Consider the following 23,261-nt stretch of genomic DNA (forward strand, 5'->3'; position numbering starts at 1 on the left):
GTGATACTAAATACTCTCCACTTTGCGCTGATAAGGATGAGTTTTGTATGACGTGGTGGAAACTCCCGGCCTGGCCGCTGAACGTCGTCGAGCAGAGTCAATCAGACGCCAAGGCTGCGCTTCTCATTCTACTCTTAATTCATCCTGCGGTTCCCGGGTGATCTCTCAGTCTCGGATGAATATCCTTTGAAGCGGCACCTATCCAAAGACTGTTCTCAACTGTAAAAGGTCGCTGTCGTTGGTGTCAGCGATCCTGTGGCGGGCAGCTCCAGCCGAGGAAGCAATGCCTGCAAGACGGGATCGGATTCAGGTTTTCGCACTTTGTCACGACAGAATGGTGTTGTGAGTGACGACACTTCTAAGTTGCCGGAACAGGATCCGCTGCCAGGCCTCAACACTGGCCGAGAACCTGCACTGGCCCGTGAGCTGGCAGAGCTGCGGCTGGACAACGCCCGGCTTCGTAAACTGCTGGAGCTGAGTGAGGAGCAAGCCGCGGCGGCCCATGCCGACCAGCCGGTGTTCGCCGCGACCATGCCGTCCGGCCCGGTAACCATGCACTCCACGCCGGAAACCAAGGTCCTGTTCTTTGAGAGCCTGTTTCGCTGCCGCAACGACGTGTACGCAACGCGTTGGGAAAACACCCAGGACGGGCGATCGGGCTGGGTACCCGCCGTCGTCGGTGGCTGGCACAAGGGAAAGCCACGCGACAGCGCCTCCTTCCTCAAGCTCACACCTGCCGTCGTCGCAGACCATCTGACTGGCGCAAAACACATCGGCCTATACCCGCTCACTGAAAAGGACACCTGCTGGTGGATCGCAGCGGATTTTGACGGCAGCGCAGCCATGATGGACGCATTGGCCTACGTCAAGGCCGCCCGGTTCCGAGGCATTCCCGCCGCACTCGAAATTTCCCAGTCGGGCCGTGGCGCGCACGTGTGGATCTTCTTCACGGAGGCCGCTCCCGCAGCATCGGCCCGGCAACTGGGCACGGGCCTCATCCATGAGGCCATGGGACTGCGGGGCAGCATGAGCCTGTCCAGCTACGACAGGCTGTTCCCTTCGCAAGACGCGCACACAGGAAAGGGCATGGGGAACCTGATCGCGGCCCCGCTGAACGGAAAGCGGCGTAACAACGACGGCACCACCCTGTTTTTGGACACCACCACGTTGGAGCCCTTCGAGGACCAGTGGGCGTACCTCTCCAGCCTGGACCGGCTCACGCCGTCGGCCATGAACGGCCACATCCGACGCCTGCCCTCAGTTCGATTGGGCAAGGACGTGCGTCAGCTTGAATTGCCACCGTCGTCCAAAATTGTTCCCCGTCCGGCCATGGTCGTGCAAGCAACGTTCGACTCGCGCCTGACCATCCGAGCCATTGACCTCGGCCCGGCCATGATCTCCGCCATCAAACATGCCGCGTCCATGGCCAACCCCGATTTCTACGACCGCCAACGGCAGCGGCGATCCACCTGGAACATTCCCCGCTACCTGCGCTTTTACGACGAGACCCTCGAAGGGGACCTCATCATTCCGCGAGGCTTGCTGTCCTTGTTGCAGGGGTTGGTGAAGTCCGCCGGCAGCACGCTACGCGTCGACGATCAGCGAGCAGCGGGCACCCCGGAGGACCTTGAATTCCTTGGCGAACTGCGTCCCGAACAGAAACAGGCGATGCATGCCATCGAAAACATCGAGCACGGCATCCTCGTCGCTCCACCAGGCGCCGGCAAAACGGTCATTGCCTGCGCAGCGATAGCCCACCGTGGCGTTTCCACGCTGATCCTGGTCGATCGGAAAGCGTTGGCAGACCAGTGGCGGAAGCGAGTCCAAGAACTGATGGGAGAAATACCCGGCCAGATCGGCGGCGGTAGGGCTAAGACCACCGGAAGGATCGACGTCGCTCTTCTTCCCACGCTGGCCCGCCGCGACAACGTGGCCGAGTTGACGGCTGGCTACGGCTTTGTGATCGCTGATGAGTGCCATCATGTGCCGGCTGCGGCTTTTAGCCATGTTATGAATCAGATGCCGGCCAAGCATTGGCTCGGCCTGACGGCAACGCCCTACCGGCGCGACAAGCTCGATGCGTTGATGTATCACCAGCTCGGCGATGTGGTCCACACGATCACTGCGACGCCGGACCAGCAGCTGCCTCGCCACGAGTTCGAGATCCCCTCCCCCGCTTTAGCACTGGAGCTGCATCGCACCAAGTACGCCTATGCTGGCGACGCCGATCCCAGCGTGCCCGGCGGCATCGCCAAAATCTACCGGGACCTCGTGGCCGATGATGAGCGGCTGCAGCAGATTTACGACGACGTCATGGCCACTTACGCGGCCAACTCACGTATCTTGCTGCTCACCACATGGAAGGCACATTTGGAACAATTCCGCGTCAAGTTTGTCGAGGCCGGCTTGTCGCCGGTGATCCTTTCCGGTGGGATGAAGAAGGCCGAGACGCGCACGGCTGTGGAACTGATAGAAGCAGCCGATCCGGATAAACCACTGCTGGTGTTGGGAACGGGAGCGTTCATTGGCGAAGGCTTTGACGCGCCCAAACTGGACACACTATTTCTTGCTGCACCGATCTCTTTCAAGGGACGCCTTGTCCAATACGCGGGGCGCGTCACACGGCCATTTCCCGGCAAGAACCGTGCCACAGTCCATGACTACCACGACGAGCTCACCCCCGTCCTGGCAGCTTCACTTTCCCGGCGGGCTCCCGGCTACGTCTCACTCGGCTTCCCGGACCCCCGGCGAATGTGACATTGCAGGTTGGTGAGTCAAATCAAGGCCCAACCTTCCATTCCTACTCGGCGGCTTATTAAATTACCCAAGACTGAATCTCGTTTCATGATTTCACAATGATACTGAGCCGAGTACGATTGTGTAATGATCCTTGGAGTGCACGACGTAGCGAAGCGAATGGGCGTCCGCCCGGAGCGGGTACTCAAACTCATTCATGACGGACGCCTGGAAGCTCAAAAAGTGGGCAGCCGTTGGGTTATCGACGAGAGTGCCCTCGCCAGCAAAGTATGGGTCAAATCTCCCGGGCGACCCATGTCAGCCAAGAACGCCATGGTCCTAGCCCAAGCCATAGAAGGCAAAGAGCCTTCTGATCTGAGCGCCGTCGAGAAACATCGCCTGCAGAAACATATCAGGAACCTCCTTGTCCACAGTGACCCAAAAAGCCAACTTCAGTCATGGTTTGCAGCCCGGGCGCCAGTGCTGAGCTTCTCGGTCAGTGACTCTGACATCTCCGAGCTGCGGGAAGACCCCAGGATCAAGCTTTCAGGCATCTCCGACCCGAGGGCCGGGCTGCTGCCAGGCAACGAACTCGAAGCCTACATTTCAAAAAGCGAGCTCGGCCGGCTCCGATCAGAATGGTTTCTTGTGCCCGCAAACAACCGCCAGAAAGCCAACGTCATCCTGCACGTCCTCGACAAACTCCCCGCAGAGATTCCAGCACTGTTTGCCGCCATGGACTTGGCCGAATACCCAGGACCCCGCGAACAATCAGCCGCCAATTCCATCATCAGGAGCGTCCTCAATGGCAATTAGACTTCCAGCAATGCTTCCCGAACAAGAAGAATCATGGCGCGCCATCTTCGAAATCTACGAAGCACTCCCCCTTGGCTGGGTTCTTGTAGGAGGCCAATCGGTATACCTTCACGCAGTCGAGCGCGGCGCGACAACACCTCGACCTACCAAGGATGCAGATTTTGCACTGGACATCCGCACCTACCCCCACCACCTCAACACATTCACAGCAACGCTCCTTCAGCTGGGATTCACCTCAGCAGGGGAATCACTGACGGGCCACCAACACCGATGGCTACGAGAGAAGGCAGTCGTCGACGTACTCATCCCTCGCTTCACGGGAGAACGCAGCGAGAACCGCCCGGGCGCTACCGGAGGAACCACGAACGCAGCCCCTGCCGTCCAACAGGCTATCGATCAGAGCGAAGTCGTAGAAGTTGAAGCCGGCGAGTCAGTCGGCAAAGTGAACCGCCCCTCGCTCATGGGAACCCTTATCGGAAAAGCCGCCGCCCTAGCAATCATGGACGACCCCGGCCGCGAACGACACGTCACCGACTTCCTTACTCTGGCTACGGTAGTAACCGCGCGCGACCTTCGCGGCTACCACTACCAGCCAGCTTCCCGGAACCACATGGCCAACATGCTAGGAAACCTGGCGACCAAGCCAGAGTGGATGGCACTGCTACCCGAAGCAAAAGACGGAGTCGAACGACTGAAAATGTCACTGCAAGACTGAATCCGGGCATAACAAAGCACTCTCCAACCACGCGTTCCGCGGTGACATCCGGTGTAATAGCAGGCAACTGACACGTACGTTCAGGCCCAATTATTCTCAACTTCACAGCACGCCACTTGACGACGATAGGTGGCAGGCACGTAGCCACAATTCCTATCGACCTCACCCAAATGAGCGCCTCAGCGCCGAAGACCGCTCCTCATCAGGATTTCCCACTTGAATGAGTTACCCCACCGCGGGCTCCGTCCGGCGCCCACGGCGCAACGCATCAGCCCATGTCAGAGCAACATTCAACCGCCGGGAACCACCGAGCATTCGAACCGTTATTGCTTCATGCGATAGACGGGTGAAATCATGCGATCCAGTTCAAGCTGAAAACTATCGCCGCAGGTCAGAGGCATGTTCAGCACCGCACACTTATCAGGTGTTATCAACGTTTATATCCCCGCTTGCTGATCAAGGGTCAATACAAACCTGCCAATAGACGCCTTTGATCTTTTCCTGCATGGTGCGCTTGCAACAATGCAAGATACTAAATAGTGGTCGATGCGCCTTCAAAAGTATGAGTTCTGTGTGACGTGGTGGGAACTCTCGCCTGGCTGTTGGTTCCCATCGAGCATGCCCAATCAGCCACCAATACCGTGACTTCCATTTTACTCTTGGTTCATCGTGGTCGCCCCGCAAGTGGGTATTTTTACGGAACCGATCTTCGGCGCGCCGCCGCCGGAATTTGCTAGCCGTCTCAGCTGGCGCTGAACTTTGACACGTTGCGACTCCTGAACGGATCGGTTCGGGATAGGTGCGCCGACGCCATCATAGAGGCGGCATGATTCGCGGGTGGGTTCACTCCGGACTGTCGACTGCTTCAGCCCCTGATTCAGCGCCAGGATCATCAGGATTCTTACCCTTCTTGAACAGCGCCTTCAGCTTTTCAGTTGCGTTGGCCTGACTTGCACGGCGCTCTTCAGATGCAGCCTTGCGCTTGCTCTTCTGGTGATTGTATAGCGCGATGCCGCCAGCTGCCGCAGCTGTCACCACAATTCCAATGACGGCGCCTTCACCACGCAATTTCGGAGCTGCGTCGCCTACTGCATTGGCAGCAGCAGCGTCGCTGATTTGCTTGATAAACAGATCCGCATTCTTGGCGAATTCCCCGTACCGGCCCAAGTTGTCTAACTGACTCAAAGTGATCTCCCCTGCACTCGTATGAAACCATATGGTCTCACGGTTTGTGCCGTCTATTTTCCCAGACACAAGAGCACTTTTGGGTGCGCACCGCTCTGTTGCTAGCCAGAGACCCTGCTAATCAATAGCTTGCTGTCAGCTGGCCAGAAACGACCAAAGACGGGGCCAAATTGGCAAGAATCGGACCGATGCGGGCTCCGAGAATTAGACACCAGTTGGGCTCTGGTTTGTTGGTCCATGCTTGGACCACATCCTGGCCCTTATTGTCCATATGTGGCCACCCCCTGCCGGGGAGACCCACCCGAGTCACCGTCGGCGCCCCTACGGCCGGTCCACACTCACGCCCAGCACCCCCAGCGCCGACGGGACATTGGTGGCTGTGTAGGGTGGGGAGCAACCTGTCTGTCCGACATTCTCATTGCATGAGGAAATGGTAGAGCCTAGCCGCGCCCGTCGCGTTGGTTCTAGTCGCTGCCACCGCAACTGGGTGCGCCACCGCCGAAAAGATGACACTCGAGCAATCTTGCCGCGAGTACGTCGCGCTCGACGTGTATGGCTCGGATTCGAGCCGGGTGTCGGAGGACATCCGTGCGGCAGCACCCCGCTGGCATACGGCCATCTCCGGACCGGCTCTCGGCGCCCAGGACATCCTGGACAAGGTGCGTGCGAATCGGACCTCAAGCGAGGATGAGGTCGCGGACTTGTTCGAAACCGGCCAGGAGGCCACAGGAAGGCTGGCAGACCTATGCGGCACTGAGTGGGTCCCGAAATACTGACTTCGCCGCCAATCCGCAACCCGCATCGCTCACCAATGCGTTCACCACCGGTGTCGGTGAGTAGGGCTGGTGGTGTCTGGTCCGGCTTACCCACCCCGTCACACTCCAACGCCGATTCGCGCGCCTGACCAAGCAGTCGGTTGGTGTGTGTCGGTGAGCGATTTACTAAGGTCAACTCTGTGTTCAACCTTGTTGCATCGACCTTCACCAAACGACCGACCCCAAGTCTATGGAAAGCAGTTCGGTGAACTTCGTTCCGCCCACCACAACGCCCACCAGGCATTGGCTGGACTTCGAGTGGCTGTGTGGGTGGCCGTGTCAGTGGGTGCCGCTCGAAGTTCTCTAGTCACCTATGATTGCGGGCATGGACCCTTTAATCGTCGTCGCCTTAATCGGCGCCTTCGCAACGATTGCTTCCGCTGCAGTCATCGCATGGCAAGCAATCGAAACCAAGAAGTCGGCTGCGGCCACGGCCAGGGCCGCCGACGCAGCCGAGAACGCCTTGCAAGTCGCTAATGCAAGTCTGAGCCTCAGCCAGGAACAGGCACAACTAAGCCGCCAGGTCGCTGACGAAGCTATCCGGATGAGGCTCGACGCCCGCTCCGCATCGGTCACCCTCACGTTTTTGGAGCAGGATGCAGACGGCCCCGTACACGCATGCTTTGCCATCAGCGACATCCATGACGCGGAAACGCTTCAGGCCATAGACCCCGGCCACCGGCTGCAAAACCCCCAAGACGCAGAGAAATGGTTCTGGGTTGTCTTCCACGTCGCTTTCAAGAACATGGGCGCATCGCCCCTTACAGTCGATTGCTCTACTTTCTACTCAGCCTTCAACCTCGACACGACAGTCGCCGGAAGAACCCCAAAAATTGACGTGCCAACGTTGGAACGTGCTCCCGACGGGGTTACCGGATACCTCGCCGCAGGAGGGTGGGGGTCACAGTGGTTCCGAACAGCAAACCTCCCTGAGAAGACGCACACCATCTCGGGGGAAGCGGGTTGGTCGACGGAGTTAGCCGGGGAGACAGGCAACATGGAAACGCAGGAGATCAAGGTGATGGGTACGTTTTTGGGCCCGGGACAGCGCCCCTCAGAATGGGAGGTTCGTGGTTTCGGACCTGACATCAACTATCCGTCGAGACTCGAAGCGCGTAAACAAAAGCGCCTGTATTTTCTCCCCGGAGGCCAGTTGCTCCCCGACCAGCCATCCCTAGAGGGGCCGGCCTAGCCACCACGTTCAACAATCCGGTCCCCTCATCGCCAGTCTAGGCGCCCACCCCTGCCACCCAGTAACATCGCAATCAGGTCTGCCCGGGCGACCTTCCCGAAGGGCTCACCCACGAAGATAGCGCACTGCGGGATGACGTAGGACCTAAAATCGTCGACCGATCCTTCCTCCTCCGCACACATGTCACTTATCTCGGAAACACACGGGTTTGCGGAGCATACATCTCGTGACGGCTTTCGAGGCACAACCCGCCCACCCCAGCCCCACGAGCACCCCATTCTCGGAATCGACCGTGGTTGAGCCGTGCGCGGTTAGGCGAAGTGGGATACTTGGGCCGTGAGCGACGAAAAAGACGACAAACCAGAGTTAGACAAACCAGAAGCAGTCCAAGAGGCGGTTGATGCGCCCACGCTGCCAGCTCGAGCCCCACTCGCCCACGAGCTCGCACCAGAGCTCCTCGCGCAGTTTCAGGGTATGGCGTCTCAGCCATGGATGAACGCCAGCTCGGCGGCCAGCATCATGCAAAACGCATTGGCTCTTCAGAATCTGTCTGGTCTCAGCGAATTGCAGGGCAGGTTCAAGGACATTGTCCTTCCTCAACTGACAATGCCCACTTCTTGGATGCTGTCCCCGCTCGCCAGTGCGGCTTTTGGCCTCCCCAGCGGGACCCGCGAGACCCTCCGCCTCATGGGTGAAACCTTCAGCCGAACGACGCTCAGCTCACTGGCCCCCGCAACAGCAAACATCCAAGCGATACTCGCTGCTGTATCAGACGCTGCTCGAGGCGCTTTGCTGCCTGGCTTCGCGACCAAGACACAGGAATTCCTCACCACCGATAGACAGCTTCGCTATCGGTGGAACCGACCAGTCTGGCATTACACAAATGGACACGCTCTGTTGTCCATCCTTTGGAATGGGCAACTGTGGGCTTCGAGTCCACAGCATCTCAACGACGCCTCCGAAATGACTCACGGCTTCCACATCATCTCGCAGGCTCTCACTGACCGGATAATCGAGGCCAAACAAGCCGATGACTACGATCCGGCAGATTGGCTGGTGGTGGAAGAAACACTAGGTGAAGTAGTGAACGAAAAGTATGTCAACAAGATCATCAACGATGTTTACTACATCTCAGCTTCCACAGAGAGAGACAGTCTCACCCTCTGGCGGAACTATGCAAGTGGCGACGGCTTTGCTATCGGTATCGACACTGCTGTGGGGCTATCTGCCGACGGCCTCGCTGTGGACATGGCAAACGAGGACAAGAACATCCGCGGCGACATACCCTTAATTAGCGGGTGGTACCGCGTCACGTACAGTGAAACTGGAAAGCAAAAACTTGCCCGAAGTTTCATTCGGAATGCTATAGAGGATATCCGAAACACTGCCCCTGTGAACCTGCCAAAGCTCGTGCGTGAGCTACAGAAACAGGCCGTAATACTTGCCTCTACGATGAAACACGTCGCTTTCAAAGACGAGCAGGAGGTTCGGTGGATAACAACAAACTTCACCGCTTTCGACCCTGTTCATTATGAACACGGACGAAAGTCCATCGTCCCGGTACTAAAGGTGATGACATCGTCCAGTAAGCCCAACCAGCCTCTGCCGCTAAAAGGTCTCTGGTGCTCTCCCATACCCGATGCCAGCATCACGCGCACCATTGAAGGACTACTGCAGCAGCGTGGCTATGAGGTGGCCAGTCGCAACGTGCACAAATCCGTGCAGCCGTTCAAAGGATGACCCCGGCACTTCTCGACGAGGGCTTCGGCACCAACAACATGCTGCTGAATTCTTGAGGTGGACCGAATACAAGGCCTAGCCTGAACGGCTCCGCCAGTTGCCGCGCTTCAGATGTGACGGGAGACTGAGTTGTTGCAGGCTTAAGACCAAGGACCACTGGCCCATCGCCACCTCGGCTGCAAGGGATCAATCACACGCCTCGTTCAGTGTACTGCGAGCTCTCGAATTCGAACCGAAACAGCCAGCGCTGGCCGACTCAACGAACAACCGCATGGAACCAGCGACTATTACTATCGCAGCAGGTCAGAGCATGTTGAGCACTAAAGACCAATCGTCAGTTATCAACAGTTATGAACCCCGCTGTCATGCCAAGGGTCGGTTTCTGGCTGCCAATAGGCTCTTTTGACCTGTTCTTGCATGGTGAGATTGCAACAATGCAAGATACTAAATAGTGGCTGCTCTACCTTCAAAAGTATGAGTTCTGTATGACGTGGTGGGAACTCCCGTTGGCCTGCTGCACGACCTCAAGCCTGGCAAGTCAGGCACTAATGCACTGCTCTCAATTTTACCCCTGATTCATCCCGGGCTATCTACGGGACGCTGAACGTGATGGGCTAAGAGAGTCGGCACCAGCATGGCTGGGGCAAATTCCTGACGCGGCGCTGAGACGCCAGCTACTCCATACAACGGGAATCAACGCGATAGGCAAGACTTGCAGTTGCATGACCACAAGTGGGGTTACCCGCTTCACGATCTCGGTTGAACCTGGATGAACCGATAGATTTAGCACCATATAGTGACGAGGCACATAGGCCTTGACCTACCAGGGGGCGAAGTCTTGCGCATACATGAAGTTCTCATTGAAAATTTCCGTGGCATCCGAAAAATGGAGTGGCGACCGAATCCGGGCTTGACCGCCCTTATCGGTCCAGGGGACTCGGGCAAGTCAACGATCCTAGATGCACTGGGCCTGCTTTTTTCGCCGCGCTGGAGCCATGCCTTTACCGACAACGACTTCCACGGTCCGTCGAAGGAAAATAGGGCCCTCCTAATACGAGCAACTATTGTCGAGCCTCCGACTGAACTCCTTGGAATCAACGCATTCATGAACTACGTACGCGGTGTCGATCCGAATACTGGCACGCTCGTAGATGAGCCAGACACTGAACTGCCAGCCCTGACAATTGAGCTCCGTGTGGACCAATATCTCGAACCTATTTGGCAGGTTATCGCAGATAGGCAGGACACTCCCGGTGTACTGCGTGCATCCCATCGCGGATCATTCGGAGTGGTCAGGGTTGGAAGTGAAAACATCCAAGATCTCCGATGGTCTCGAAATTCACCCCTGCTGAGAATGACCGACGTGGCCGATCAGCGTCCTACCACCCAAACGCTGATAGAGGCGTCCAGAGCAGCAAAGGCTGCAACGGCGGACGCCTTCCATCAGCTCTCGGGCATCGCCGGAAGAGTGACCGCTGAGGCCCACATGCTCCGTGGTATTCGTACCGAAGCTAGTCTCTCCGCTGCACTAAATGCAGACTCATTTCAGCTCGGAGAAGGTGCAGTATCCCTTCACAGCGACGACGTTCCCATGGAGCGGCATGGACTGGGCTCGCGACGGCTTACTGGTATCGCAGCCCAATTAGCAAATTCGGAAAATGCCCGCGTGCTACTTGTTGACGAGTTGGAGGCCGGATTGGAGCCTTTCCGGATACGACATCTTCTTCGTACTCTAAGTCACCGCACTTCGGGGGGATCCAACCTCGCGCAAGTATTTCTAACCACCCACTCGCCAGTTGTCCTACGTGAATTGAGATACTCGAATCTGGCTATCATTCGGAAACAACCCCAGAGTGACACACGTGTGCTCGTACCGAGTGAGAACTTCCAAGGAGCTTTGAGAAAGAATGCCGAAGCTTTTCTTGCGCCCAGCGTATTGGTCTGCGAGGGAGCCACGGAAGCCGGATTCGCACGCGGTGTCTACCTGAACGCTGAGGACAACGATCCGCAGCTGATTACAGCTGTCGCAACCGCCGACGCCGGAGGAGACGGAAACATCATTTCCAACACCATGGCCTTTGCCAGTCTCGGGTATCGCACAGCTGTACTCTGCGACCACGACACTAATACTGATTTCACCGGACTGCAGCGAATCGCCACAGTTATCCGGTGCGACGAATCAAAATGCACCGAACAGCAAATGATCGAATCACTCTCCGCGGACGGGCTACGCCGAGTTCTTGAACATGGCCTAGAAAACTCATCGGAACAGTCTGTTATTGACTCACTGGCTGCAAGGGGATGTCCAGATTCCCTGACCCGACAGATCTTGGCCTCTGAGAACGTCCCGCATGCGCAATTGGCTTCCGCAAAAACAGCACTTTGGCAACTGGCCAAGAAGGACGGCCCGAAGTGGTTTAAGTCGACAACCGGAGGCGAAATCTTGGCGGAAATCACGTTGGGTGACGTCGACGCGATTCGGAACGAGGCACCGGCATCTCGAATAGTCTGTGAGCTCGTCGATTGGGGCTCAAATGTCTGACGCAATAGATCTCGCCAGCATCGGCACAGGGTCCGTCGTAGCTCCCGCTGGCCATGGCAAGACATATGCTATAGGGCAAACTATCAAGAATCACCCTGAATTGCGGATACTTGTACTGACGCACACCAACGCCGGAATCGCAGCGCTAAAGCGTCAGGTGCCTCGACAAGGCCACCGACAGGCACGGATCGAGACGATCTCAGCTTTTTCACTCAGACTTGTGCGAGCGTTTCCTGGTCGCGCCGGTTGGAGTGAAGCAGAAAAACCGGATCTGGCAAGAATTCAACCGGCCGCGTTGAGGGCGCTTCAGAGCAGAACCGTTCTCACCGTCGTGACAATGGGTTTTGACCTACTTATCGTGGATGAGTTTCAAGACTGCAGTGTTGATCAGATGCAAACACTGGAGGTTCTCTCGAGTGTCCTTCCGACCGTCGTCCTCGGGGATCCGCTGCAGGCAATATTCGACTTTGGCTCTGCACCAGCTGCGCCGTGGACAGGTACCACCCCCATCTTTCCGTGCTTGACAACTTTGGCGACGCCGTATAGGTGGCAATCGACGAATCCGAGCCTGGGAGAATGGCTCACACAAACCCGCGTTGAGCTACAATCTGGCCGGAAGCCCCCGACCATACCTCCCATTCCTTACGAGATCTATTCGCTGGATCGAGACGCCTCGATGGGCAGCCTGTCCAGTTTGATCCCGAAATCTGGGACGACAGCGATTATCACCCCAGATCACGCAAACATCCACGCCCTTCCACGGATAGCGCGCTCTTACAAGGGCAGGGTTCGAGTCGCTGAAACTTCGAATCTGACGGATGCTAGGGAAGTTTCCAGGAAAATCGACGCGACGTCCGACCGCTCGAGGGCACTTGTGGAAGTTATCGATTTCGCAGCCAAGACGAGAACCGGCGTAGCAACGTCAGTCGTCCAAACCCTCCGAAGAAACCTAGCATCGAAAGGGGAGACCAGCAGGTCAAAACACCCCGTCGTAGAGGCCGCTGCGCAATACATAGCTGACGGAACCAACGAGGTTTTGCTCGGATTTTTCCGCCAACTTATCAACAATGAAGGCGGCCAGACCTATCGGCCGCAGCTTCAAAAGTTGTTTGTCAGCGTCCTGAAGCATCATCGTTCGAACCAAGAATTATCTCTCGAGGACTGCGCGTCTTGGATAATCGAGCGGCAGAATCAGCGTTCCTCTTGGGAACCGTACGGCGTAGTCGTAGGAACTACGCTCCGCCTCAAGGGCCTCGAATTCGAAAATGTGATCCTGCTCGACCCACACACGATCACTTCGAACAATCACTTATACGTTGCTCTGAGCCGGGCAAGCAAACGATTAATTATCGCCAGAACGGCATGAGCACGACTTGGCCAAATGGACGTAGGACATCTATTGACGATTTCGCGTCAATCACCCTCGGTCCACTTGCGGGACGAGACCCACTCGATATCCGTATTCGAGCTCTACAACGCATGCCCAATAACGGAATATCCCATCGAAACTCGTCGACAAGGATTCCCAGTGGTCGCAAAAAGTCGCCGACATGATCCAAAACTTTCAGATACGGCCCGAATTCACGACCACAACTCTGCCCCCGCCCCCGCGTCAAGACCGGCAACTTGCCAGCTCACCAGACCAACACCGACCCGGGCAGCAAACACCCCGGCAAGCACCCCGGCGTGCGCCTGAACGACACCCCGCGCCACACCGGTCCCAGCACCGGTCGGCGCCGACCAGCCCCGCCGCATTCGGGGCATCAAAAAGTAGCAATGCCGTAAAGAGCCTCTGTTGTTGAATCGAAGTGCCAAACGCATCACCGCGTAGAATATCGTTCGTCTCCAGTCCCTTCACGGAGACGAATTCAAAGGAAAGCGATGGATCCGATTGCCTGTCAGCGCCAAACGTAAGCAAAAGAAGGTACGTAAGCCCAAGCCTCCCAAAGGTGAACGGCAGTTTTTGAAGGCATCGATCGTGCCTCAATCACTGTCCAACTTAGAAAGAATGTCCCGTTCTTACCCTGGCCTCCTCGCAGAACACCTTGGCGTGCTAATGTTCCAGCGACGAAAGCAGAATCGAGACTGTCTAGAGCGGCTATCGCCTAGTGCTTGGCAAACACTATCTTTGGTCCCGAAAGCCGATGCTCTCCTTTCACTTTGCGGAGCTGCTTGGCCCAAAGACCAGGTCATGCCGCGGGACGGCAAATGGGGCACCCACCTTCGATGGAGCTTGGATCAATACGTTGAGATCCACAGGCTCATCCGCTCCGGGATGACGTATGGCGCCCTTATCACCGTCCGAATGTTCCTCGAAAGATGGACCTTGAATTTGGCCGCATCAAATGACCTCCAAAAATGCGACGACGAGTTGGACGAAAAGTTCATTACACGCGTTTGGTCGCACCTGGGGCCTCTCGTCGTTAGAGACATGGGCGCAGATTGGGCGTGGATCTCCGAGTCACTCCACGGAAGGCGACCATTTGATTCGGTCGCCAAGGATTTCGATGCTGCCCATAATTTCGGTTCCGCGAGCAATTCCACAAAGCAATTGGAAGAACGGGTGCTAGCCATTGCCAGAGCAACGGCTACACAGTTGTTGGCCGGCATTGAATTCGAAGCTCACAGCCGACGCCAGGAGGGTTGCATCAGCATATTGCCTATGCAACAGCACATCGTTCTGCCAACTCTCCATAGAAACCAAGAAGACCTAATGGAGCTCGGGCACACGACTGAACCGCTTGACCCTGCAACAGCCTTTAGTAGCAATGCGGACCGAATCATTGAGTACGGTGCTGCCTACCGCCGCTCGATCAACGGCCGCCAAGCACAAAACGTTGTGTGTCGCATGGTGATCCCTTACCACCTCGTTGGCGCATTATTGGAGCGCCGGGCACGATCAATCGAGCAGGCGCGCAGAGGGCTCATCAACGAAGCTGGCATCATCGATCCTGAGGACGGACATGGATTTCTCTATGCGCGCTTGTTTCGCTACGGGGCAATCAGCGAAGCGGCATTCCTTGTAGCAGATGAAGGAAACGAGTATGAAAGCGCAGCACTCAGGACAGCTGCCATGGCCCTGCACTCCTCATGGCAGCTTTGGCTCGACGACACTGACATAACTCTAGGATGCCTACGCGGTGTAATCGAACAGACCGCCCGAGCGAGAACTCACCGCCTCAAGCCCGGACCGGCAGCAAAACACGAATCCCGCAAGAGCTCTCCTAACAGGTGGATCGAAGCAGCTGGTCTCGGTCGACTAAATGCTATTGGCCGAGCGTTAGGAGAATTTTCGCATCTTAAAATCACTACCAAACGAAATACAGCACGTGAGATACTTGTCGATGTTCAACCCGACGGTGAACCATCGCCCTCGCACACTGCTCGACTACATGTGCTCGATTCTGCCGCATATCTTCTAGCACGTGAGGTGGCTGAGCGGCTCGAAGCGGGTTACCCCAATCTCGCTGGCAGCTTTCGCCGCTATGTAGCGCTCATGGATGAAGATGGACACAATAAATTTGAGACAGACTTTCTGGAGAGGTCTCTGAAGCAAAAGGCTAGGGCATGGGGGCAATCGGATTACGTTGGTCTCTGAATTTCGCCAGACTCCGTGCCCAGTGGTTTGTATTTTCAAAAGTCGCGGCGGGAATCATGCAAGGACCTCTCGTCAGGATAATCGCGTTTGGCGTACTCGCACGTAGTCACATTGCAGGGGCCTCTCTTACCTACAAGGAGAAGTATCAATTGCCCGCACTATGGGCAGCGCCAATTGTCGTTCAGGCTGCTCAGTCTTAAGTGAGAGGTCTTGCATTTATCTAATTGGTCGAATCCATGCCCCGGGCTGACCTTCACAAGCTGGCTGTTTAGTTGCTGCGCATCAATATTCCGCTCATTTCCGATCGCGATGAATCACTTTGGCACCTCACCTATCCGCGAAAAAGCGCATATTCAATGCCGTCAGCTCTTGGACATGGATCAAGCAGCTTGCATGCTTGGTCTACCAACTCCAGGTAGTCCTGGTACTCGTCCGCGCGCCACCATGTTTTGGCGGGCCATCCGATGGATTTAGCAACCTTTTGGTCGAGGATGAGTGCTTGCTTGTCACGACCCGAAGAGTACACTCCGTCGGCAAAGTAGAGAAGTTTGCTGAAGAAGGCTGGACCGAGGCCCTTCAGATAGGCGATATCCGGACTGCTAAAAGCCTTGTAGCCCGCAATGGCGGAGCCGTCCATCCCCTGTAGGATTTTGATTCCGAGCAAAAGTCGCTCGCCCACTTCAGGGTGCATCAATGGAGGAATCCTGCGGTAGACATCTCTGGCCTTATTTCCAACGCCCCAAGAACATACGGCCACATAGAACTCGATCGCGTCATCAACTGTATCGATGCTTTGCCCCATATTGAAGAGGTCTTGGCGGGTGAGCCACTTCCGTCCCCTATTGTCTCGTCCTTCATTGCCGAGAATTTTCGGGATCTGTGGCATGAGTACTTTGTCCCATTTGGAGAGCCAATGGCGTGGATAAAACCAAAACCCTTGAGAGGAGACCTCTTCCATGCTGGGAAGTCCTCCGCTAGACCGGATTAGCTCGACAACTTGTTCGGCTGTTTTTCTGTTCCTAGCCATTGATAGCTCCTGAAAGCGGTAGACATTTGTGGGCTCCGTGACGGTGACGCGCGAAAGTAATTAGGCGGCATCGTCAGACACGACCCAAAGAGTGGTCAGGGGGAATAGCGTGCGCCACCGCTCAGGGAGTTGGGAGTAATTCGCGAGCACAAGTGAGACAACATCTTCACCGTTTAGAAGTCTGATGCCCGGCCGCTGACGTTCAAGCGCAAGTGCGTCTCGGCTATAAGGACCTAATGTGACAAAAAGAGCCAGCTCTCCTGGCCCCTGCGTCCCAATGAGCTGTTGAACTTCCGGCGCACCGATCGTACCGGTCTTGTGTTTGCATTGAACTTTGATCAAAGGCGGCTCGATCCCCAGGGGATCGCGATGGGCGATGACATCTACTCCCCCATCCTGAGAGTACTGGGTGACTCTTGCTTCATAGCCAAGCGCTCGGAGCAGGTCAGCAGTAAACTCCTCGAATTGGCGATGTGAGATCTTTTCTTGGAGTGCATCGAGCACAAAATCGCGTGTCTGTCGTTCGATGCGCGACGCTCGAGGCTCCTCACTTGGGTTCTCGTCGCTGGGATTGTCTGCGGCCACTTTCTCGACGATCTGCGTTAGTTCCTCGATAGATTTGGCCTGTGCGGATAAGGCCGCCCGGAATTCTTGGTCATGGTTACGAACATTGAACAAGGTAAGCGCCGACCCGATCTCGTACAACGCGGGTTGAGTAAACACTGTCCGCGACAAGCCAATTTGTTTCCAGTCCACCCGACGGCGGTTCCGATGAATGGGTTCAGTCGCTATGTATTCGTAGTCCCCCGAAACCACTCCGATATTGATCGTGCCATTTGGTTTGTAAGGAGCAACCACGAGGTCACCTTGTTGGATCTCATCACGAAAGCGCAGGAGGATTCCAGCCCAGCCGGGAATTGCTTTATGGTCGTCTTCCGAGACACTTCGCTCGAGGGCTCGTTTCAGCCCCTCACGCCCGCCAGGAATAAGAGCTAGGTCACCCAGCATGTCCCATCCGATGCTGATAAACCCATTTTCAACCAGTTCACTGGTCAAGGTGTCATTGTGGATACCCCAAACGCGCACAGCTCACTACCTTCTGTCAATGGCAAGATTCCTCCCATCTTAGGACTGAAACCCAGCAAGTCGATCTTCTACTCACGCCTGCGGTAGGGGCAGTCGGCCCCTACCGCAGCTGCGATTGAGGGCCTGCACTCAATCGGGAAAATCAAGATGCAAATCTGGTTGCTCACCAGTAGCGGATCTAGAATGGGCTGAAGCACCTGTTCGGAACTGTTGACGACAGTGGACAGGTCCACGCTGTTGACGGGAGGTCTAGAATGCAAATGCACAGCAGCCTCGCCGAGTCCGCCCGCCAGCAAACAGAAGCGGTCCCCGAAGATTGGGAAGCCACCTACCGCCAAATGGTCCTCTACGACCTCGCCGCCGACATCGAGCTGGGCTTCTTCCTCGCCTATTACCGCAATTTCGCCATCCCCCGCATCGCCGCAACATTGCAACGCAACGGCGAAATCACCCAACGCCCCATCAAGCGTTCATACGACACCGCCATCGTGACCTACGAACTTATCTGCAACGGACTGGACAGCGACCGCGGCCGCCACATGATCCGTCTCCTCAACCACGTCCACCGCCACGTCCCAGGCAGCAACGACGATTTCCTCTACGTCCTACTCACTCTCCTCGTCGTCCCCCTCCGCTGGGCCGGCACACACGCTTGGAGGGCCCCAACACCGGCGGAGGAACAAGCAGCGACTCGTTTCTACCAAGAACTCGGCGCGCGCATGAACATAGGAACTATCCCTTCGACGTTCGCCGACGCGGAAAAGTTCTTCGACGACTACGAGCGCAAAAACATCGCCCACTCCCCCGGTGGCGCCCAGCTGATGGCCAGCACCGTTCAAATCCTCAAATCTAGACTGCCCGCGCCCGCCCGGCCACTTGCCAAGAAAATGCTCACGGCAATGTTCGACGACGACCGCCTCACCGATGCTCTTGGCCTATCCCGCGCCACGCAGTTGAGCAAAGCGACCCTCAAGGCGGTGTTATCAGCCCGCAACGCAATCCAGCGCCGGCGCCCCCTCAGCACCAAGCCGCATTTCGTCCCAGGCGAGGAAGGATCCAGCCTCTACCCCAACGGCTACCGCCTCGATGACATCGGCCCGGAAAACATCATGACCCCAGCCAGCGAGCCGAATCATGAGCCATCATGACGCCCGCCGTGCTGCCGTCCGCGCCAACAAGGCCCTAATTCTCGATGGCGAAGCCTCTCTGGAATCGATCCAGAAGGCCGTCGAGGCGTTGCGAGGCATCACCATCGTCATCTCGGTATTGGACATCGAGCAGCACGATCTGTCCGCTCTGACTGCCGACTACTACGACAACTTGAAGGTAATCTACTACGCGCCGCAACTGTCGTTATGGCACCGACAGCACAGCATCCTCCACGAATTCAGCCACCTGCTTCTGGCACACGAGCGCACTGCGGCGGGCATCAATATCGGCGAATTCAGCAGATCCTTCCCCACCCAGCCTCGGAAACTCCTGGGCCGGAAGAGCTTCCTCGACGATGCAGAGAAAACGGCCGAAATTCTGGCCGATCTCCTCGCCGACCGCATCAGTAGCAACGGCCGCCAGAGCCCTGACGAACCCGGCGGACTCCAGGAAGCCTTCGGCTGATGCTCCTTGTGCCAGCGCTGACGCTGTGGGCCATGGCCATTGTCCGGCTCACGGCCGTCGTCGACCCCCGCCGCGCCCAACTGTTCCGGGCCACAGTCTTTGCGGCAGCGGCCTGCACACTTCACATAGCCCCGGTTTACTACGCGGTGGACCCTGTGCTGGGCGGGCACAACACCGTCGGCCTCGTCCTGCTGCTGTTTCTGTTAACCGGGTTTTGGCAGTTCCGCGCGGCTATTGTGCTGGCTGCTTTTACCGATAACGTACGACGGCGACACCAACTTGCGCTGGGAAACTCGGCAATGACGGTGGCCGGGATAGCAGTCACTGTCGGTTTTCTCACGAGCCAGGTGGACCGCGCCGATCAGAACTTGCCGATCACCTACGGTGACCAGCCCGGTATGCAGTTATTTCTCTGGAGCGGTTCCTTGTTCATCCTTTGGGTGTGCCTCGACATCATGCTTATCTTGCGTCGTCGCACCGCTTCCCTGCACGCAGTGGCTTTTCGCCTGGGATTCCGCCTGATCGGCCTGGGGATCGCAGCATTTTGCCTCATGCTCGTGGATCGGTTGCTTTCTGGGATGGTCATGGCCGCGCACGACGGCAGCAACAGCCCCATATCCTTCTTGAACACGCTCAATGGCGTGACGGAGACGTCCGCCGTCGTGCTGGTCGGCTTTGGCGTCGTCCTCCCACGATTGGGCGGTCCCATCAAGCATCTTCAGCGAGATTTGCAAGCCCGGTGGCTCTTGATTGAGATTCACACCACCTGGCGGCAGGTAACCACCGGGACCCACGATGTCGTCCTCAACCCCAACGAGATTTCATTGCTTGACTTCCTGGCGATCAAGCCTGTGAGACGGTTGCACCGCAGAGTGATCGAAGTGAGGGACTGTGAATTCAAACGGCCAGAACGCCCCCTCAGACCTAGATCATTGGCGTTGGTCAGCCACATTGAGGATGCACTGATCGGCCGCTGAACCCGGCTGGCCCGACGTCGTTTTACCTCCTTCGGCCCATGAACTGGTGACAGGAGCTTCAGCTCATGATCCGTGCATGGTCGGAGGAATTGTGGAACGGCTCAGCATCACGACCCCAGACGATTTCATTAGTCTGATGGGACATACTCTGGGCTATTGGCCCAAGGAAAGCCTGGTCTGCATTACTCTCGACGATCACCGCATAGGTGCGACCCTTCGGGTAGGCCTTCCCAAAGCGGAAGCGGACACCAACAGGTATGTGCAGGACGTCGTTAAGTTCATCGCTACGGATCGTGAGGCAACCGGCGTCGTCTTCGGCATCTTCACACCTGCGCCGTGGGAGCCCATGGACGACCGGCCCTACGAGGACGTGATGGAGTCCCTGACCGAGGAACTATCTCAGCACAACATCAACGTGCGTGACGGCTGGCTCATCGGGGAGACGTCGTACACCAGCTACTTCCAGTTGATTCCCGACCCTCTGGCCCGCACTCCGCTTGATGAAATCAAGACAAGCCAACTCAACGCTGAACTGGTATTTCGCGGTTCCAGCATTGAGCCCGGACCCGGATTTCGCATTCCCATACTCGCCCGGCGGGACCTGAGCGAAGAGGTATTCAAACACTGCATCCGGATCGAGTCCATGACCCCACCCGTCGCCACTGCCAAGGCAAGAACCTTGTGGGGCGGCTTTCTCGAAGGTGCCGACCTACCAACTGATGCACAGTCGGCCGAGCTGCTGGCCGACTTCAAGTTCATCTCCGTGCGGGATCGGCTGTTGGCTGACATTCCTGGACTAGAAGACAGCTTGGGCGACTTGCTGCTCGGCCAAACCAAGCGTCCCCCACATTGGCAGCGCGTCGACCGCGCCCAGGAACTCCTGCTCCACCTCTACACTCGCGCCAACGGACCCGATGCAGCGCCCGTTCTCACCAGCCTTGGCATCATCCAGTGGTGGGAGGGCAAAGGATCTCGCGCCCACCAGTGTTTCAAGCATGCACTCGAAGCCGACCCCCACTATCGGCTTGCCCAACTCAGCGACCAAATGGTCGCCGCCGGCATTCTCGCACCTTGGGCCATGGACAAGAACTCGGCGTACCAACCACCTATGAGTCGCGGGCCGCGGATCGAGGGAATGGGGATGGCGTAGAAAACCCTCCCCATTTGAGCTGGGCTCCCGCGACACGAAGCATCGAGAATCTCATGTTCCTTGGGCCAGAGTCCCAATTGGGCAAAATGCCCAACTCGTTCCCGATCAAGAGCTGTGGACGCTACCCAGCTCCCATAGTTTGACCAGCATTTTCATTCTGTCGGTCTGAGAATTTTCCAGTACCTCGGTTGTCCATGCTTCTTGCTGAACAACTTGGGTGGTGAGGGCATAGTTGGTCACCCCGTTTTTCCCTGTGAAATAGCCTTGCTTCTTGTGTGTGAAGTCCCTGTTCGAGGCTTCGGAGTTCTTAACCCTATTCAAGAGCAAAAGATTGCCCACTCGGTGGGTCCAGATTGTTCGTTCGTCATCTGTGAAGTCTTGGCGCCATTGCGAATCTTCCTTCGGGTTCTGCGGTAGAACGTGTTCAACAGAGATATATTTGTGCGCGTAGGTTACTCCGCTGGACTGAGTCAGCGTCTCGTCTAGACGCAGCAGGACATATTTAACCACACGCTTGTTTTGATAGAGGGGACCATCCAAGGCAAGCCTTGTTTCACTTCGTTCAGCTTCGTCTAGTTCGAACGCTGCGGACTCAAGACCGTCCCCGTTGCCCAATTGCTTCAAAAGCTCGACGTACCGCTGAGCTCTAGGGGTCGTGTATACACGCCTAATCAGCATGCTCGCAGCCAAGCGTTCCAGCCTGGCAAAGAACTGTCCAAGCCAAGTCGGATCGTCTCCATGTTCTTTGAGCGCCCAGATTGCCGGTGGTACCCAGTCATTGTTGTCGAGCTGAGCAAGCCTGGTCAGCCAAGCATTGATCTCATCGGCACCGTGAGTCGCTGAGAAATTGGCGTCACGCACCTGCGAATAGGCTGAGGCATAGGGCAACAGAACATGGTCCACAAAATGGTCCGCAGAATGATCTTTAAGGTGCGGCGACAGAACCTGTTCCTTGAATTCGAGAAGCAATTCTCGGTGGCCTCGAATCTTGGCAATGACCATGCGAACGTAGAGGAAAACGTCGGCGAACCCCTGCCGGCCGAGTTGTTCCTCGGCATCTTCCCACTTCTTGGCGTACTTCTCCTTGCTGCTGTCATCAATCTTGCCGATGATTTCAGCCTTGAACATGTCTGCCGGAGTGAGATCCATCCCCCGAGCATTCATCACGCTAAAGATTCTGTGGGCGCTAGAAAGATCGGCGGTCGCAACAACTACGAGAAATGTCTTCCTGAGGAGGTGCCGAATCAAGTCGAGCCGTTCGTCCTCAGTCATCTTGGTCAGTTCGGTCAAAAAATACCTTGCGTTCCCAATAACCGCCTTCTGCGAATCGGTAGCTAGTCCTTCCAGATCAAGCGACTGTATCTCGGGCGCAGAACCCTGGGACTGAATGTACTTGTTAAAGACTTCGCTGTCCCTGCTTCGGATAGTGAGTCTCGGCTTCGGGGCCAACCCGAGAGCCTTGTTTCCAAGTTCGACTATGAGGGATTGCAGATTGCCGCGAAGTTCCGGATCGATGGTGAGCTCACGAATCATGGCAAAAAGGATAGTCAGAGTAGTCAGTCGTTGCTGGCCATCGATGACGTCTGCGTCCGCTGAGCCAGCGGTCTTTACGAGCACGATCGAACCCAGAAAGTAGGGTTCCTCTGGACTCCGTTCAGCTGCATCCTGAATGTCACTGAGGAGCTCGGCGGCTTGCTCTTGACCCCAAGAGTAAGGGCGTTGGTAGTCGGGAATACTGAAATTGAACTTGGCATTGAAAACATCAGAAAGTGCGTGTTCATTCGCCTGGATTTTGCTACTCGGCAGGGCCTCGGTAGTCACCATTATTCACTCCACGATCTCTAATATGGGCAGGACTAGCCCGAGTCTATTGGTATCCGATGACACTACAACCATCAACCGGGCTTGATTACTCATAAATCGAGGTTGCAAACCCTACATACTACTGTCCGCTGAGAGGAAGTTCCAGGCGAGCTTGCAGATCAGCAGAGTTGAATTCACGTGAATCGTTGGCGATACCACTTCGATCCGGGCGTTTCCGACGAGCGGATCCATTCAAATCCCTTAC

The 23,261-nt window shown here is 56.5% G+C and carries 18 protein-coding genes and 1 pseudogene; 14 read left to right on the plus strand and 5 right to left on the minus strand.

The features are described 5' to 3' along the window. Positions 1-342 precede the first annotated feature (342 nt). The 3 genes from ABIB48_RS14515 to ABIB48_RS14525 all read left to right on the plus strand — a co-directional run bounded on the left by ABIB48_RS14515 (position 343) and on the right by ABIB48_RS14525 (position 4,267). The gene (locus ABIB48_RS14515; RefSeq protein ID WP_315914912.1) at positions 343-2,757 is read left to right on the plus strand and encodes a TOTE conflict system archaeo-eukaryotic primase domain-containing protein; all 2,415 of its coding nucleotides are present in this window, start codon (positions 343-345) and stop codon (positions 2,755-2,757) included. Positions 2,758-2,883: 126 nt separating this feature from the next. Further along, entirely contained in the window at positions 2,884-3,552 is a 669-nt protein-coding gene (locus ABIB48_RS14520) for a helix-turn-helix domain-containing protein (protein ID WP_354213437.1), read from the plus strand. Continuing rightward, positions 3,542-4,267, plus strand: a complete 726-nt coding sequence (locus ABIB48_RS14525) for a hypothetical protein (protein WP_354213438.1) — start codon at positions 3,542-3,544, stop codon at positions 4,265-4,267. Before ABIB48_RS14520 ends, ABIB48_RS14525 begins: the two co-directional genes overlap by 11 nt. An 843-nt stretch (positions 4,268-5,110) precedes the next feature. On the opposite strand, the gene ABIB48_RS14530 is transcribed toward ABIB48_RS14525, so the two are convergent. After that, positions 5,111-5,452 carry a hypothetical protein gene (locus ABIB48_RS14530; protein WP_354213439.1) on the minus strand — a complete coding sequence of 114 codons (342 nt, stop codon included), beginning with the start codon at positions 5,450-5,452 and terminating at the stop codon, positions 5,111-5,113. Between the two features lie 572 nt (positions 5,453-6,024). Between ABIB48_RS14530 and ABIB48_RS14535 the strand changes: the two genes are divergently transcribed. From ABIB48_RS14535 to ABIB48_RS14560, 5 genes and pseudogenes are all read left to right on the plus strand, one after another. After that, positions 6,025-6,228 (plus strand): hypothetical protein, encoded by a 204-nt coding sequence (locus ABIB48_RS14535; RefSeq protein WP_354213440.1) that lies wholly within the window; start codon positions 6,025-6,027, stop codon positions 6,226-6,228. A 364-nt stretch (positions 6,229-6,592) separates the two neighbouring features. Next, positions 6,593-7,459, plus strand: coding sequence for a hypothetical protein (locus ABIB48_RS14540; RefSeq protein ID WP_354213441.1), 867 nt, complete (start codon positions 6,593-6,595; stop codon positions 7,457-7,459). Between the two features lie 336 nt (positions 7,460-7,795). Next, positions 7,796-9,199, plus strand: a complete 1,404-nt coding sequence (locus ABIB48_RS14545) for a DUF2971 domain-containing protein (RefSeq protein ID WP_354213442.1) — start codon at positions 7,796-7,798, stop codon at positions 9,197-9,199. Between the two features lie 796 nt (positions 9,200-9,995). Beyond that, the gene (locus ABIB48_RS18065) at positions 9,996-11,741 is read left to right on the plus strand and encodes an ATP-dependent nuclease (RefSeq protein WP_502914138.1); all 1,746 of its coding nucleotides are present in this window, start codon (positions 9,996-9,998) and stop codon (positions 11,739-11,741) included. Further along, positions 11,734-12,207, plus strand: a pseudogene (locus tag ABIB48_RS14560) (UvrD-helicase domain-containing protein); the annotation flags it as partial. The gene ABIB48_RS18065 and the pseudogene ABIB48_RS14560, both read left to right, overlap by 8 nt. Positions 12,208-12,717: 510 nt before the next feature. Here the strand turns inward: ABIB48_RS14560 and ABIB48_RS14565 are convergent. Next, the gene (locus ABIB48_RS14565) at positions 12,718-12,873 is read right to left on the minus strand and encodes a hypothetical protein (RefSeq protein ID WP_354213466.1); all 156 of its coding nucleotides are present in this window, start codon (positions 12,871-12,873) and stop codon (positions 12,718-12,720) included. Between ABIB48_RS14565 and ABIB48_RS14570 the strand changes: the two genes are divergently transcribed. Together ABIB48_RS14570 and ABIB48_RS14575 are read left to right on the plus strand one after the other, a co-directional pair. Next, positions 12,847-13,107, plus strand: coding sequence for an ATP-binding domain-containing protein (locus ABIB48_RS14570; RefSeq protein ID WP_354213463.1), 261 nt, complete (start codon positions 12,847-12,849; stop codon positions 13,105-13,107). The two genes, ABIB48_RS14565 and ABIB48_RS14570, sit on opposite strands and share 27 nt — an antisense overlap. Before the next feature lie 867 nt (positions 13,108-13,974). Beyond that, positions 13,975-15,339 (plus strand): hypothetical protein, encoded by a 1,365-nt coding sequence (locus ABIB48_RS14575; protein ID WP_354213443.1) that lies wholly within the window; start codon positions 13,975-13,977, stop codon positions 15,337-15,339. Between the two features lie 331 nt (positions 15,340-15,670). Here the strand turns inward: ABIB48_RS14575 and ABIB48_RS14580 are convergent, their stop codons facing one another. Beyond that, complete coding sequence (locus ABIB48_RS14580; protein WP_354213444.1) at positions 15,671-16,297, minus strand: 8-oxoguanine DNA glycosylase OGG fold protein; 627 nt, start codon at positions 16,295-16,297, stop codon at positions 15,671-15,673. A 129-nt stretch (positions 16,298-16,426) separates the two neighbouring features. Then, positions 16,427-17,422, minus strand: a complete 996-nt coding sequence (locus ABIB48_RS14585; RefSeq protein ID WP_354213445.1) for a restriction endonuclease — start codon at positions 17,420-17,422, stop codon at positions 16,427-16,429. A gap of 284 nt (positions 17,423-17,706) precedes the next feature. Here ABIB48_RS14585 and ABIB48_RS14590 point away from each other — a divergent pair, with 284 nt between their 5' ends. From ABIB48_RS14590 to ABIB48_RS14605, 4 genes are all read left to right on the plus strand, one after another. Continuing rightward, positions 17,707-18,600, plus strand: coding sequence for an oxygenase MpaB family protein (locus ABIB48_RS14590; RefSeq protein WP_354213446.1), 894 nt, complete (start codon positions 17,707-17,709; stop codon positions 18,598-18,600). Beyond that, the gene (locus ABIB48_RS14595) at positions 18,587-19,066 is read left to right on the plus strand and encodes an ImmA/IrrE family metallo-endopeptidase (protein ID WP_354213448.1); all 480 of its coding nucleotides are present in this window, start codon (positions 18,587-18,589) and stop codon (positions 19,064-19,066) included. The genes ABIB48_RS14590 and ABIB48_RS14595 overlap by 14 nt, the downstream gene beginning before the upstream one ends. A 32-nt stretch (positions 19,067-19,098) precedes the next feature. Beyond that, positions 19,099-20,043 (plus strand): hypothetical protein, encoded by a 945-nt coding sequence (locus ABIB48_RS14600; protein ID WP_354213449.1) that lies wholly within the window; start codon positions 19,099-19,101, stop codon positions 20,041-20,043. 76 nt (positions 20,044-20,119) lie between these two features. Further along, positions 20,120-21,193, plus strand: a complete 1,074-nt coding sequence (locus ABIB48_RS14605; RefSeq protein ID WP_354213450.1) for a DUF4192 domain-containing protein — start codon at positions 20,120-20,122, stop codon at positions 21,191-21,193. A gap of 105 nt (positions 21,194-21,298) precedes the next feature. Here the strand turns inward: ABIB48_RS14605 and ABIB48_RS14610 are convergent, their stop codons facing one another. After that, complete coding sequence (locus ABIB48_RS14610; protein WP_354213451.1) at positions 21,299-23,017, minus strand: DUF262 domain-containing protein; 1,719 nt, start codon at positions 23,015-23,017, stop codon at positions 21,299-21,301. Positions 23,018-23,261: the final 244 nt, after the last annotated feature.

The organism is Arthrobacter sp. UYCu511, from assembly GCF_040547105.1.
Taxonomy (GTDB): Bacteria; Actinomycetota; Actinomycetes; order Actinomycetales; family Micrococcaceae; genus Specibacter; species Specibacter psychrochitiniphilus.